Annotated in this window: 14 protein-coding genes; 11 read left to right on the top strand and 3 right to left on the bottom strand. The window is 70.7% G+C overall.

What is annotated here, in order from left to right:
- Window positions 1-17: 17 nt before the first annotated feature.
- Window positions 18-950, bottom strand: coding sequence for a Ppx/GppA phosphatase family protein (locus tag IEX37_RS06705; RefSeq protein WP_188755493.1), 933 nt, complete (start codon window positions 948-950; stop codon window positions 18-20).
- A gap of 140 nt (window positions 951-1,090) precedes the next feature.
- Complete coding sequence (locus tag IEX37_RS06700; RefSeq protein ID WP_188755492.1) at window positions 1,091-1,651, bottom strand: flavin reductase family protein; 561 nt, start codon at window positions 1,649-1,651, stop codon at window positions 1,091-1,093.
- A gap of 295 nt (window positions 1,652-1,946) precedes the next feature.
- Here IEX37_RS06700 and IEX37_RS06695 point away from each other — a divergent pair, with 295 nt between their 5' ends.
- The 10 genes from IEX37_RS06695 (at window position 1,947) to IEX37_RS06650 (ending at window position 11,249) form a co-directional block, all read left to right on the top strand.
- Window positions 1,947-2,924, top strand: coding sequence for an ABC transporter permease (locus IEX37_RS06695; RefSeq protein ID WP_188755491.1), 978 nt, complete (start codon window positions 1,947-1,949; stop codon window positions 2,922-2,924).
- Window positions 2,921-3,838 carry an ABC transporter permease gene (locus tag IEX37_RS06690; protein ID WP_188755490.1) on the top strand — a complete coding sequence of 306 codons (918 nt, stop codon included), beginning with the start codon at window positions 2,921-2,923 and terminating at the stop codon, window positions 3,836-3,838. Before IEX37_RS06695 ends, IEX37_RS06690 begins: the two co-directional genes overlap by 4 nt.
- Window positions 3,838-4,743, top strand: a complete 906-nt coding sequence (locus IEX37_RS06685) for an ABC transporter ATP-binding protein (RefSeq protein ID WP_188755489.1) — start codon at window positions 3,838-3,840, stop codon at window positions 4,741-4,743. The genes IEX37_RS06690 and IEX37_RS06685 overlap by 1 nt, the downstream gene beginning before the upstream one ends.
- Window positions 4,740-5,564: an ABC transporter ATP-binding protein gene (locus tag IEX37_RS06680; protein WP_188755488.1), complete on the top strand. Its 825-nt coding sequence runs from the start codon at window positions 4,740-4,742 to the stop codon at window positions 5,562-5,564. The genes IEX37_RS06685 and IEX37_RS06680 overlap by 4 nt, the downstream gene beginning before the upstream one ends.
- Window positions 5,565-5,629: 65 nt before the next feature.
- Window positions 5,630-6,310 carry a helix-turn-helix domain-containing protein gene (locus IEX37_RS06675; RefSeq protein ID WP_188755487.1) on the top strand — a complete coding sequence of 227 codons (681 nt, stop codon included), beginning with the start codon at window positions 5,630-5,632 and terminating at the stop codon, window positions 6,308-6,310.
- Between the two features lie 154 nt (window positions 6,311-6,464).
- Entirely contained in the window at window positions 6,465-8,051 is a 1,587-nt protein-coding gene (locus IEX37_RS06670; protein WP_188755486.1) for an ABC transporter substrate-binding protein, read from the top strand.
- Window positions 8,052-8,094: 43 nt separating this feature from the next.
- Entirely contained in the window at window positions 8,095-9,234 is a 1,140-nt protein-coding gene (locus IEX37_RS06665; protein ID WP_188755485.1) for a hypothetical protein, read from the top strand.
- Between the two features lie 46 nt (window positions 9,235-9,280).
- A complete protein-coding gene (locus tag IEX37_RS06660; protein ID WP_188755484.1) occupies window positions 9,281-9,820 on the top strand; it encodes a UGSC family (seleno)protein in 540 nt (179 codons plus the stop codon).
- On the top strand, window positions 9,820-10,977 hold the full coding sequence (locus tag IEX37_RS06655) for a hypothetical protein (protein WP_188755483.1): 1,158 nt from the start codon (window positions 9,820-9,822) through the stop codon (window positions 10,975-10,977). The genes IEX37_RS06660 and IEX37_RS06655 overlap by 1 nt, the downstream gene beginning before the upstream one ends.
- Window positions 10,977-11,249: a hypothetical protein gene (locus IEX37_RS06650; RefSeq protein ID WP_188755482.1), complete on the top strand. Its 273-nt coding sequence runs from the start codon at window positions 10,977-10,979 to the stop codon at window positions 11,247-11,249. The genes IEX37_RS06655 and IEX37_RS06650 overlap by 1 nt, the downstream gene beginning before the upstream one ends.
- An 8-nt stretch (window positions 11,250-11,257) precedes the next feature.
- Here IEX37_RS06650 and IEX37_RS06645 read toward each other — a convergent pair whose 3' ends face one another.
- The gene (locus IEX37_RS06645) at window positions 11,258-11,944 is read right to left on the bottom strand and encodes a helix-turn-helix domain-containing protein (protein WP_188755481.1); all 687 of its coding nucleotides are present in this window, start codon (window positions 11,942-11,944) and stop codon (window positions 11,258-11,260) included.
- A gap of 173 nt (window positions 11,945-12,117) precedes the next feature.
- Here IEX37_RS06645 and IEX37_RS06640 point away from each other — a divergent pair, with 173 nt between their 5' ends.
- Complete coding sequence (locus IEX37_RS06640; RefSeq protein WP_188755480.1) at window positions 12,118-13,401, top strand: acyl-CoA dehydrogenase family protein; 1,284 nt, start codon at window positions 12,118-12,120, stop codon at window positions 13,399-13,401.
- The last annotated feature ends 10 nt before the right edge of the window (window positions 13,402-13,411 follow it).

Genomic DNA, 13,411 nt, shown 5'->3' with positions numbered 1-13,411 from the left:
TCGCCGCCCGCGGGCGCTCAGCCCCAGCCGAGGTCCTCGATGTAGCGCAGCATGACGCCCTCCCGCAGCGCCCAGGGCGACACCTCGAGCTCCGCGACGTTCATCGCCTTCATCGTCTCGTGCAGCACGACCGCCCCCGCGGTGATCTGCACCGTGCGCTCGGGCGTGATCCCGGGAAGCTCCTTCCGCACCGCCGCGGGGATGCGTGCCAGCCGCGGGATCCACTGCCCCAGGGCCTGCCGCGGCAGCACCATCCGGGGTGTGCCCGACCAGCCCGGCCGCGGGAAGCCCGCGAGCTTCGCGAGCGAGCGGATCGTCTTGGACGATCCGACGACGTGATCCGGTCGCGGCGTGCCCTTGAGCGCCGCGCGGATCGGATCGAGGGCCTCGGCCGCGTGCGCACGCAGCGCCGCGACCGCCGCCTCCCCGGGCGGATCCTCCATGAGGTACTCGAGCGTCATCCGGCCCGCCCCCAGCGGCACCGACACGGCGTAGTCCGGCAGCTCCTCGTCGCCGGCGGCGACCTCGAGCGAGCCGCCGCCGATGTCGAACAGCAGGATGCGTCCCGCCGACCAGCCGAACCAGCGCCGCACCGCGAGGAACGTGAAGCGGGCCTCCGTCTCGCCTCCGAGCACCTGCAGCGACGCGCCCAGCGCCTCCTCGATCCGGTCGATCACCTCGGGGCCGTTGGTGGCCTCGCGCACCGCCGAGGTCGCCGTCGCGAGCAGCTCCTCCACGTTCTCGCGCTCGGCGAGATCTCGCGCGTGCACCACGGCCTCGACGAGCGCGGCGACGCCGTCCTCGGAGATCGCGCCGTCGGGTGTGAGGTAGCGCATGAGCCGCAGGACCGTGCGGTGGCTCGACGCCGCGAGGGGCCTCCCGCCCGGATGCGCGTCCGCCACGAGCAGATGCACGGTATTGGAGCCGATGTCGAGGACGCCCAGACGCACGGACCAAGGCTAGCGGGGTTGAGGCGCCGGTCCGGACGGGAGGCGTTTCGACTCGCTTCGCTCGCTCAACGAGCAGAAGGTGCTCCGCTAGCTCGGCGAGCAGAGGTGGTTCGCTCGCTCGGCGAGCAGAGGGGCGCGGGTCAGGGGAGGGGGGCGTCGGGGCCGCCCTCGACCGCCAGGCGGTGGTAGCCGCCGCGGTAGAAGACGAGGGGGTCGCCGTCGCCCGACTCCGACCACGCGGTCGCGCGGGCGACGACGAGCTCGTGGTCGCCCGCGTCCGTCATCCACTCCACCGTGGCGTCGATCCAGCCCAGCGCGTCGGCGATCACGGGGTGACCGGCGGGGCTCAGCCGCCACTCGCCGATCCCGAAGCGGTCGACGTCGCGCCGCGAGAACAGGCGCGAGACGTCCGTGTGGCAATCGCGCAGCGTCGAGATCGCGAACCCGCCGACGGGACGGATCTTCGCCCATGTCGTGCTGGTGAGCATGGGGCAGAACGACACGAGCGGCGGATCCAGCGACACCGACGTGAAGGAGTTGACCGCCATGCCGACGGGGCCGTCATCCGTCATCGCGGACACCAGGACCACGCCCGTGGGATAGCGGCCGAGGGCGTCGCGGAAGCTGCGCTGGTCGCTCGGCGCGGTGCGCTCGAGCCGCGGCCACGCGGCGCTGACGGGGCTGATCTGCGTGTCGGTCATGATGAGGCCTCACATTCCTCGGCGTCGTTACCGTGCTTCGAGCGTAAGAGCGTATCAATATAAACACAAGCCGTATTCTATGGATACGCAAACGGTGAGGGGGCGTTGCCCCGAGCGATGAACTCGGGGTTGGCGCAGCCCTCGTCCGACCGTATAGTGCTAACCAATGTGATACAGAGAGGTATCGCATTTAAACACCAACGCTGGTGGAGGCCTCCTCGATGACGACGATCCCGTCCCCCGAACCCGGGCGCGCGCAGACGCGGCCCCCGTGCCGCCGCAGCGGTGACCGCCGATGAAGGCGCTGGTTCACTACGGCAAGCTGCTCGGCTCGTCGATCCTGCTGCTGTACATCGTGATCACCGTGCTGTTCCTACTGCTCGAGCTCGCCCCCGGCGACCCCGTGCAGTCCCTGGTGGGCGAGAACCCCGTGACCGACGCGTACCGTGCCGAGCTGACCGCGACGTTCGGTCTCGACCGCCCCCTCTGGGAGCGGTACCTGATCTACGTCGGCAACGTCTTCACGGGCAACCTCGGCGTCTCCTTCGGCACGGGAACGCCCGTGCTGGAGCTCATCATGGGGCGCATCGGCAACACGCTCATCCTCGCCTTCCCGTCCTTCGTGATCTCCACGATCGGCGGCGTGCTCGTCGGGGCCATCGCGGCGCGCACCCGCAACCGCTGGCTCGACGGCTTCCTCTCGGGCGGCTCGGTCGCGCTGTTCTCGATCCCGAACTTCTGGCTCGGCATGATGCTCATCACGGTCTTCTCCGTGTCGCTCGGATGGCTCCCCTCGCAGGGCATGAGCTCCTACGGGGCGCAGGGGGTCGCGATCCAGTACCTCGTGCTGCCCGTCTTCACGATGGCCACGAGCGAGCTCGCCTACAAGGCGCGCATCATGCGCTCGTCGATGATCGAGTCGCTCGGCCAGGACTTCATCGACACCGCCCGGTCCAAGGGCGTGTCGAGCCGCCGCGTGCTGTGGCGCCACGCGATGCCCAACGCGCTCCTGCCCATGGTGACCGTCACCGGCTACAGCCTCGGCTTCGTCGTCGCCGGCTCCGTCCTCGTCGAGCGCGTCTTCGGCTGGCCGGGTATGGGCCTGCTGCTCTTCGACGCGATCCAGCGTCAGAACAACGTGGTCGTGCTCGGCATCGTCATCGTGATCACCGTCGCGATCCTCATCATCAACATCCTGACCGACGTCATCTACGGCATCGTCGACCCGCGGCTGCGGGCGCGGCTCGCCCAACCTCTGAGGAGTGCCTCATGACGATCCAGCGCGATACGGCCGTGGCGGATCCGATCGTCACGACCAACCCCACACCGCCGCCCGAGCGGGGCGCGCGCCGCCGCGCCTCGGGAGCGGTCGCGCGGGCGTTCTTCCGGAAGCCCGTCACGATCGTGTTCCTCACGCTCCTGGTGGCGATGGTGCTGCTCGCGTTCGTCGGCCCGTTCTTCGCCGGCAACCCCGTGGCGTCCGTGCACCCCGTGCTCGTCCCCCCGGGCACGGAGTTCCTGCTCGGCACCGACCCGCTCGGACGCGATTACCTGGCGCGCGTGATCCACGGCGGGCAGACCTCGCTGCTGGTGGGCTTCAGCGTCGCCCTGCTGTGCATGACCCTGGGGCTCGTCTTCGGAGGGCTCGCCGGCTTCTACGGCGGGTTCGCGGACGCGCTGCTGGTCAAGGTCGCGGAGTTCTTCCAGATCCTCCCGGGCATCGTGCTCGCGCTCGCCGCGGCCGCGCTGCTCGGCTCGAACATCGGCATCATCATCGCGATCCTCGCGATCACGATGTGGCCGGGCGTGGCGAGGATCGTCCGCGCCGAGGCGATGCGCATCAGCCAGCTGGGGTACGTGGAGTCGCAGCGGGCCGCGGGGTTCCGGGGCCTGCGCATCCTGTGGTCGGACGTCCTGCCCAACGCGATGCCGCCCGTCCTGGTCGCCACGACCATGTCGGTCGGGCGCGCGATCCTGGTCGAGTCGGGTCTGGCCTACCTCGGCATCGGCGACGCGAACCGGCCCAGCTGGGGCGCGCTGCTGAACTCCGCGCAGGAGCACATGACCTCGGGCTGGTGGCTCGCGCTGTTCCCCGGCCTGTGCATCTTCATCGTGGTGCTCGCGGTCAACATGCTCGGCGACTCCCTCAACGACGCGCTGAACCCGTCGATCGGAAAGGTCAAGTGATGACTGCCGAAGCCGAGGAGACCGCCGTCCCCCTCCTGGAGGTGCGCGATCTCGCCGTGAGCCTGCCCACCGGCGTCCGCACGGCGGTGCAGGCGGTGAACTCCGTGGACCTGCGCGTCGAACGCGGCGAGCGGGTCGGCATCGTGGGCGAGTCGGGGTCCGGGAAGTCGGTCACCGGCCGCGCGGTGGCGGGCCTGCTGCCGACGTCGCCCCGGGTGCGCGTGAGCGGCTCGATCCGCTTCTCGGGGACCGAGATGGTGGGGGCGCCGGACCGGGCGTGGGATGCGGTGCGCGCCCGCCGGGTCGGCATGATCTTCCAGGACCCGCTGACGTACCTCAACCCCGTCATGAAGATCGGCGAGCAGGTGCGCGAGTCCGTGCCGCCCGAGCGCCGCGGCACGGGCGACGAAGAGATGCTGAAGTTCCTGGATCTCGCCGGGCTGAGCGACGCGCGCGCCGTCGCCGGGAGGTTCCCGCACGAGCTCAGCGGCGGCATGCGGCAGCGAGTGCTCATCGCGATCGCGATCGCCAAGCTGCCGGAGCTGATCGTCGCCGACGAGCCCACGACCGCGCTCGACGCCACGGTGCAGCGGCGCGTGCTGGCGACGCTCGACGACACCGTGTCCCGGCTGGGGACATCGCTCATCCTCATCTCGCACGACCTCGCGGTGGTGGCGAGCATGACCGACCGGATCTACGTGATGTACGCCGGTCGCATCGTGGAGTCCGGGCCCACGCAGCAGGTGCTGTCCCGCCCGGAGCACCCGTACACGCGCGCTCTGCTGCGCAGCGTGCGCAGCCTCACCGACCCGGACCTCGAGCTCTGGGCGATCCGGCCGTCGCTGCGGCGGGAACTCGATCAGCTCGTCGCGGGCGGCGCGCGAGCGCAGGGAGGAGACCAGTGATCCTGGAAGCGCGATCGGCCGGCAAGACGTTCCGCGCCCGGCGGGGCGGGGGCGCGGTGCACGCCGTCCGCGACGCGAGCCTCACGGCCCGTCCGGGGGAGTTCATCGCGATCGTGGGAGAGAGCGGCAGCGGCAAGAGCACACTCGCGCGGATGCTCCTCGACCTCATCCCGGCCTCGTCCGGCGCCGTCGAGTTCAACGGGGTCGCGCTGAGCGAGATGAACGGGGCGCAGCGCAAGGAGTTCCGCCTCAGCGTCCAGGCGGTGCTGCAGGACCCGGCCGGGTCGCTCAACCCCCGCAAGACCGTGGGGCGCGCGATCGGCGAGATCGTCCGGCTGCACGGCGTGGCCTCCGGAGGGGCCGCCGTGCGCGGCAAAGTCATCGAGGCGCTGCAGCAGGTCGGGCTCAACCCGCCGGAGTCCTACCTCGACCGTTTCCCCCACGAGCTGAGCGGCGGGCAGCGGCAGCGCGTGCTGATCGCGCGGGCCCTCGTCCTGGACCCGCAGATCATCGTCGCTGACGAGGCCGTGTCGGCCCTCGACGCCTCGGTGAAGGCCGGCGTGCTCCGGCTGCTGAGCGACCTCAAGGAGCGACTGGGGGTCGGGTACGTCTTCATCACCCACGACCTGCCCGTCGTGAAGAAGGTCGCCGACTTCGTCTACGTGATGAAGTCGGGCGAGATCGTGGAGCGCGGGCCGAAGGAGCGCATCTTCACCGATCCGCAGCATCCGTACACCGCCCAGCTGCTCGACGCGGCCCTCGAGCTCGATCTGCCCGGCACGGCGGAAGACCTCGAGCGGGATCCGCTTCCCCTCGGGTAGAAGGGGCGTGGCTTCCCGCGCTTCGTTCACATACGGTACACATATGTACTGCATTGGTGTGTGCGATGAGGGTTGAGGGGTCGACGACGGTAGATCGGAGCGTGCGCCTGCTGTTCGAACTCGCGCAGCACCCGGAGGGGCTGACGGTCACCGAGCTGGCCCGCCGGCTCGGGACACAGCGCCCTCCGCTGTACCGGCAGCTGCGGACGCTGCTGGACGCGCGGCTGATCCGCCGCACGGAGGGCAAGCTGTACCGGCTCGGCGTGGGCGTGCTCGAGCTCGCGCGGGCGTTCTCCGATCCGCTCCTCGAGCGCGCCCGCCCGCTGCTGCAGTCCGCCGCGGACGCCACGGGCTATTCCGCGATGCTCAACGTCGCGGAGGGTGACGCGCTGGTGCTCGTGTGGTGCGCCACCCCGCGGGCGCCCGGGATGCACCTGACCACGCCCATCGGCTTCCTCTACCCAGACGGGCTCATCCCCCCGCGCGTCGCGATGATGGCGAGCCGGCCCCGTGACGCTGAGGAGCCGCTCGTGGTCACGGAGGCGCGTGAGCGCGGATACGTCGGCACGGCGACCATCGGCAGCCGCTACGGCTTCGTGGGCGTCGCGGTGCCGCTGCGCTCGCGCGGCGCCTTCGGCAGCCTCGCCCTCGCGCGGGGTGTCGGCCCCCTCGATGAGGCCGACGAGCGGTCTCTCGCGCAGGTCGCCCAGGCCGCGGCTCGCGAGATCACGGACTCGTCTCTCTGAAGCCCTCCCGGCCTGCCACGACCGGCGTCCGCGCCGGCCGTCGGCGGAGTGCGCGATAAGTACTTGTACATATGGACTACGTCTGGGTATCGTATCCGTACATCCGAATCGCCTCGACGACGAGCGCGAGGGACTACAGAGAGGTAGTGAAACGGTGCGTACACCACGACGTATCTGGAGGGCTGCGGCGCTCGCCGGGGCTGCCGTCCTGGCAGTGACGGGCTGCGCGGCCGCCGGCGGCGAGCAGGGCGACGTTGAGCGCCTCTACGTCGAGGCCATCGGCGGCGACCCGCCCATGCTCAACCCCCAGTTCACGAGCAACCCCATCACCCAGCGCGTGGCGCACAGCATGCTCGAGCCGCTGGTCGGCATCACGGGCGACCTCGAGCTGTTCCCCGTGCTCGCGGAGGAGTGGGAGTTCAGCGACGACAACCAGCAGGTCACGTTCTCGCTCCGCGAGGGCGTCACGTGGCACGACGGGGAGCCGTTCACGGCGGAGGACGTCAAGTTCAACTTCGAGGAGATCCTGCCCTTCGACGTCGTCGGCGCGGCGCTCGCCGAGCGGGTCGTGGCGGTCGAGACCCCCGACGACCACACGGTCGTCGTCGACCTCGACGGAGAGTACGGGCCGCTGCTCGAGACGCTCGCGACGCAGTTCATGCTGCCGAAGCACGTCTACGAGGGCACGGACTTCCTCACCAACCCCGCCAACCTGGCGCCCGTGGGCACCGGTCCGCTCGTGTTCGACTCCTTCACCTCCGGCGAAGAGGTCGTGGTCGTCAAGAACGAGAACTGGTGGAAGGGCCCGACCGAGGTCGACCGCGCCGTCTTCAAGGTCATCGGCGACACGAACGCCCGCGCGCTGGCGCTCTTCTCCGGTGAGCTCGACCTGTCGACCGTGCCGCCGTCCCAGCAGGACGAGGTCGAGGCGAACCCCGACACCGAGCAGCTCGTCGACGGCTACTTCCCCGTGTGGATGTACGTGTCGATGAACACCCGCAGCGGGCCCCTGGCCGATCCCGCCGTGCGCGGTCTGGTCTACTCCGCGATCGATCGCGAGCGCATCACCGAAATCGCGCTGAAGGGCATGGGCACGCCCGCGACATCCTTCATCCCGCCCGCCATGGACTGGGCGGTGCACCCGGACATCGACTTCGATGAGCTCTTCCCGCTCGACATCGACGCGATCAACGAGGGCCTGGACGAGGCCGGCTACCCCGTGCAGGGCGACGGCACCCGCTTCACGCTCGACGTGCGCGCGATCACGGGCATCGTCGACATCGATCCCGCGATCGAGATCATGCGCTCGACCATGGAGACCGTCGGCATCCGCCTCAACGTCGTCACGGGCGTCAACGCCGTGTACACGGAGTCGGTGTTCACGCAGCACGACTTCGACCTGTCGATCCAGCGCAGCACGCTCGGCGCCGATCCGAGTCTCGGGATCACCCACTGGTTCACGTGCAACCCCGACAGTGTCGCGGGACGCAACCCCACGGGCATGTGCGACGAGCAGATCGACGCCGCCGCGGAAGCGGCGCTGACGGCCGCGGACCGCGACGTACGCGCGCAGCACCTGTACGACCTGCAGGAGCGGGCCGCCGAGCTGATCTTCCACGCGCCCATCGCCTGGAGCCTGGCGACCCACCAGACGATCAACACGTCGCGCTGGCAGGGGATGGACAACCCCGATCGCGCCGCCGGGACCATCGACTGGGGCGGCATGACATGGGTGGGCTGATGAGCCCGCAGGCCCACGAAATCACGAGGAAGACGGAGGATTCATGAGCACGGTCGTCGAGGAGCTGGACGGGGTGGTGGACCCCACGGGCGCCCCCGCTGCGGCGGGGGAGGAGCCGGGCGCGCTGCGGGACGCGCGCCAGGTCGCCGAGTACTACTACCAGCGCGGCTGGACCGACGGGCTTCCGGTCGCGCCGTGCACCGAGGAGGCGATCGAGCAGTTCCTCGCGCGCACCTCGCGGGACCCGGACGAGCCGGTGCTGGTGATGGCGCACCTCAACCGGATGTGCACGGTGCGCGAGGCCGCGATCAACGCGATCATGGCCGGCTGCCTGCCCGAGTACTTCCCGGTCGTCCTCGCCGCGTGGGACTCCCTCCACGCGCTGGGGGTGGGCCCCAGCGCGCTGTGGCAGAGCACGTCCGGGAGTGCGCCGTTCCTGGTCGTGAACGGACCCGTCATCGACGAGATCGGGATCAACGCGGCCGGCAACGTGTTCGGCTCGGGGTTCCGCGCCAACGCGACGATCGGGCGCGCCATCCGCCTCGCGACGCTCAACGTCTTCCAGCTCAAGCCGCACCTGCTCGACCAGGCGACGCAGGCGTCCCCCGCCAAGTACACCTGCTGCATCGGGGAGAACGAGCCGCAGAACCCGTGGGCGCCGTTCCACGAGGAGTACGGCTTCTCGCGCGAGGACAGCACGGTCACGGCCATGCTCATCCGCGGAACGCTCTACATGGAGGCGCGCCACACGTCCGACCCGGAGCAGCTGCTCGCCGACTTCGCCGACAGCCTCTCGCGCACGGGGCGCAACGCAGGGCAGTCCTGCCTCGTGCTGAGCCCCGGCCACGCGCGGGTCCTCGCCGAGGCGGGATGGAGCAAGGCCGACGTGCGCGAGTACCTGCGCGACAACGCAGTGCGCCCCATCGCCGACATGGACCGCGCGGGGAAGGGCGGGGTGTCGCGGCAGCGCGGCTACCTGCTCCCCATCGAGCACCCGGACGCGATGAATCCCGGCGGCAAGCGCGAGCCGTACCGGTTCGTGCGCCAGCCCGAGGACGTCTTCATCGTCGTCGCGGGCGCGGACAACGCCGGCGTCTCGACGATCGTCGAGATCATCGCCCCCAACTCGACGAGCGGCACCGGCCGGCAGGCGCCGGTGCCCGTCAAGGTCGAGACCGCCTAGGCCGCCGTCGCGCGCCGAGAACGACAAGGAATCAGAGGAGAGACTGATGGCACAGATCGAGAAGCTGTTCGACCCGACGGGAGCGGCGGTCGACGTCGCGGAGGCGGCGCTCGCGCCGCGACCCACGAGCCTGAGCGGGCTGACGGTCGGTCTGCTGGACAACACCAAGCCCAACGCGACCGTGCTGCTCGAGGAGCTGGCGGAGGTGCTCAAGCGCGACCACGGCGTCGCCGCGACGAAGCTCTACACGAAGGACTACTTCGGCACGCCGATGACGACCGAGCTGCGCGATCAGCTCGCGGCCGAGTGCGATGTCGTGGTGACCGCGATCGGCGACTGCGGCTCCTGCAGCGCCGCGACGGTCGCCGACGGCATCCTGCTGGAGCGCGCGGGCAAGCCCGCCGCCAGCATCTGCACCGACTCCTTCTCGCCCAGCGGGAACGCGATGGCCGAGGTGCAGGGCTTCCCCGGGTACGACTTCGCGACCATCGCGCACCCCGTCGCGAGCCTGGACGTCGAACAGATCCGGAGCCGGGTGCAGGAGGCGCTCCCGCAGATCCTGCGCATCCTGGGCGTGGAGCGGTGATGCCCGCGCCCGTCGACACCGAGCAGGAGGCGGAGGCTGAGGCGCCGATCGACCCGGCCCGGGTGCGCGACCTGCTGGAGTCCTACTTCCAGCAGGGGCTGACCGACGGACTGCCCGTCGTGCCGATCACGGCGTCGTACGTCGAGGAGTTCCTCGCGACCGTGAGCCGGGGCCCGGGGGATGTCCTGTTCGAGATCCCGCACCTGAACCGGCGGCTGACCGTGCAGCTCGCGGCCGCCAACGCCGCCATGGCCGGGTGTCTGCCCGAGTACTTCCCCGTCGTCGTGGCGGCGTGGGAGGCGGTGGCGCAGGAGCCGTATCCGAAGGCCGGCATCTGGCAGAGCACGACCGGGCCCGCGCCGCTGTTCATCGTCAACGGGCCGATCCGAGAGCGCCTCGGCATCAACTCCGCGGGCAACGTGTTCGGTTCCGGGATCCGCCCGAACGCGACGATCGGCCGGGCGATCCGGCTCGGTGCGATCAACGCGTTCGGGCTGGCCCCGCACAAGCTGGACCAGGCCACCCAGGCGACGCCGGCCAAGTTCAGCGCGTGCTTCGGCGAGAACGAGGAGGCCAGTCCCTGGGAGCCGTTGCACGTCGAGCACGGCTTCGCGGCGACGCAGAGCACGGTCGCCGCGGCGACGATCCGCGCGGTGTCGCACATCGAGGCACGGCACACCGTCGTGCCCGAGCAGCTGGCGCGGGACCTCCTCACCACGATCACACGCAGCGGTGCGCTCATGCACGAGTTCACCAACGCGATCGTGGTGCTGAGTCCCGAGCATGCGGCGGTGTTCGCCGACGCAGGCTGGAGCAAGGCCGACCTGCGGACGCACCTGTTCGAGGGCGCCGTGGTCTCGCGCGAGGAGCTCCGCTCGCTCGGCAAGGAGGCGGTCTCGCGGCACACGCGGTGGCGGCTTCCCGCCGATCATCCGGACGCCGTGCCCGACCGTGCGGCCGAGTCCGGCGAGACGCGCGGCGTGCGCGTGCTCGAGCGGCCGGAGTCGGTCCAGGTGGTCGTCGCCGGGGCGAACAACGCCGGCGTGTCGGCGGTCGCGGACATCTTCACGTCCGGCTCGATCGACCCCGAGGTGCCGCTGTCGCTCAGTCCGGTCGACGATCGGGCCGCCACGACGAATCAGGAAGGAGCCCGCTGATGGCCGGGACCGACAACGCGGCGTCCGTCGACGAGGCGCTCAAACAGTTCACCGACATGATGGCGGCCGACGGGTACGTCCTCAGCTGGTCGCCGACGGACGAGGACCGCATCGTCGTGCGCATCGACGCGACAGCGGACGCGTGCGCCGATTGCCTCGTGCCGCAGCCCGTGATGGAGGCGATCATGGCCTCGGCGCTCGAGCCCACGCCCTATCGGCTCGACCACGTCGTGCTCCCGGGGCACGCGGGCGGGGCGTCCGGCTCGGCCTGAGGTCCCGGCTACAGCCCGGAATCGAGGATCTGTCGCGCTGCGGCGGTGGCGTGCTCGGCGAGCCGCGCTTCGTCGGCCTCGCTCTGCGGGCCCGGCCCCATGCCCGTCACGAGCGCGATGCTCCCGTGCATGCCCCGCATCTCCAGGGGCACCGCGACGCCCACGATGCCCGTGTGGGTCGGGAGGGTGAAGGTGCCGATGTAGCCCCGCGCGCGCGTGGCGGTGACGACCTCGTCCTCGTCGGGGGCCGGCGGCCGCGCGGCGAGCATCGCGACGCGCGGGGCGATCGGCCCCTCGGGGTAGACGAAGCCGACCGGGGTCGACAGGTGCATGCCCGCCGCGCGCGGCGTCGCGCTGAGCGCGAGCACGAGCGCATCCCCCTCGGCGAAGTTGAGCATCGCGGAATGTCCCGTCGCGTCCGCCGCCTGCTGCAGCGCGGGGCGGGCGCGCTCGGTGAACGGGTCGGCGAAGGCGCGCGCGAGCTCCAGCACCCCCACGCCCAGTTGGTAGAGCTTGTTCTCCGTGCGACGCACGAGGCGCGCCTCCATGAGCGAGCGCAGCTGGCGGTACAGCGGCGGGCGCTGAGTGTCGAGGCGGCGGGCGAGCTCCGAGACGGTGAGGCCGTCGGGGTGCTGAGCGAGCTCGAACAGAAGTCGGATGCTGCGGTCGACAGTGGTCGAGCTCTCTGCGGCCATGCGGGTCCTCCCTGCGCCGGGCTCACGAAAGCCCGCCAGGTACACAGATTACGGCCTCGGCCTTTGCCCCCCCGGACCCGCCCGGGTAGTATCTGTGTCAATAACGTACACACCCGTATCGCAATATTACATTTACCCGCGGTACGCTCACCCGCATCACGGAGGGGCCCCTCATGTCCATCACCGCTCCCACGTCCGAGGTGGCCCCCGAGGCCGAGTTCACGGACGCCCGCCCTCGGCTCGTCGACATCGCCCGCGGCTTCGAGGAGAAGATCCTCGCCGCGGAGGACTACCTCGAGACGGAGCGCCGCATGCCCCAGGAGCTCGCCGACGAGCTCTACGACGCGGGCATCTTCCGTGCGCTCATGCCGCGCGAGATCGGAGGGCTCGAGGTCCACCCCGTCGAGTGGCTGGAGGCCATCGAGGAGCTCTCCCGCATCAACGGCTCCGTGGGCTGGCTGGGGATGCTGCACTCGGGGGGCACCTTCGCCGCGCCCGAGGCGATGCGCAAGATCCTCGAGAAGGACCGCTGGATCACCGCGGGAAACCTCGGGCGCGCCGCGGGCCGGGCGGTCCGGGTGCCGGGCGGGTACCGCGTCACGGGCAAGTGGCCGTTCTGCAGCGGCTCACCCGAGGCGACGTGGCTGTACGGCCGCTCGATCCTCTACACGGAGGACGGCGAGCAGGTCGTCTCGCCCGTCGACGGCAACCCGTGGTACCTGGTCGGCTACTTCCCGCGCTCCGAGGTCACGCTCCACGACACGTGGGACGGCCTGGGGCTGCGCGGCACGGGCAGCGGGCATATCGAGGTGAAGGACGTCTTCATCCCGCGCGAGCTCGCGAACGAGAAGGGCATCCACTTCCGGCAGTACGACCGCCCGCTCTTCCGCGTCGGGTTCAACGTCATGGCCCATGCCGCGCACTCGCTCGGCCTCGCCAAGGCGGCCATGGAGGAGTACACGAAGCTCGTGCACCAGTCCGCGCAGCACGGATCACTGCGCCAGGCACGCCTGGGCCGCGAGCAGGTCGACCAGCTCGCGATCGGCGAGGCCGACGCTCTCGTGCGCGCCGCGCGACTGTTCGCATGGAACGCGACCGAGGAGGCGTACGAGAACGCGCACCATCAGGCCCCGATCGAGTACGAGCTGCGCGTGCGGCTCCACGAGGCCAACGCCTTCGCCGTGCACTCCGCCAAGAAGGCCGTGGACCTGATCTTCGCGCGCGCCGGATCGCCCGCCGTGTTCCGCGGCAGCCGCCTCGAGCGCATCTACCGGGACATCTCGGTCGCCGCCCAGCACACGCTCGTGTCGCACGCGTCGCTCGATCGCGTCGGCCAGTTCCTGCTCACGAAGGACATGGAGGGCGGCCCGCAGATCGACACCACCGGGACCGGGCACATCCAGGGCCCCCACCCGCAGTTCGCCGCCGCGAGGCTGCCGAAACTGCCCGAGCACTGAGAGGGGCCGC

It is taken from the genome of Microbacterium album, assembly GCF_014643695.1.
GTDB lineage: Bacteria > Actinomycetota > Actinomycetes > Actinomycetales > Microbacteriaceae > Microbacterium > Microbacterium album.
This window is presented reverse-complemented; position numbering and strand designations above follow the sequence as displayed.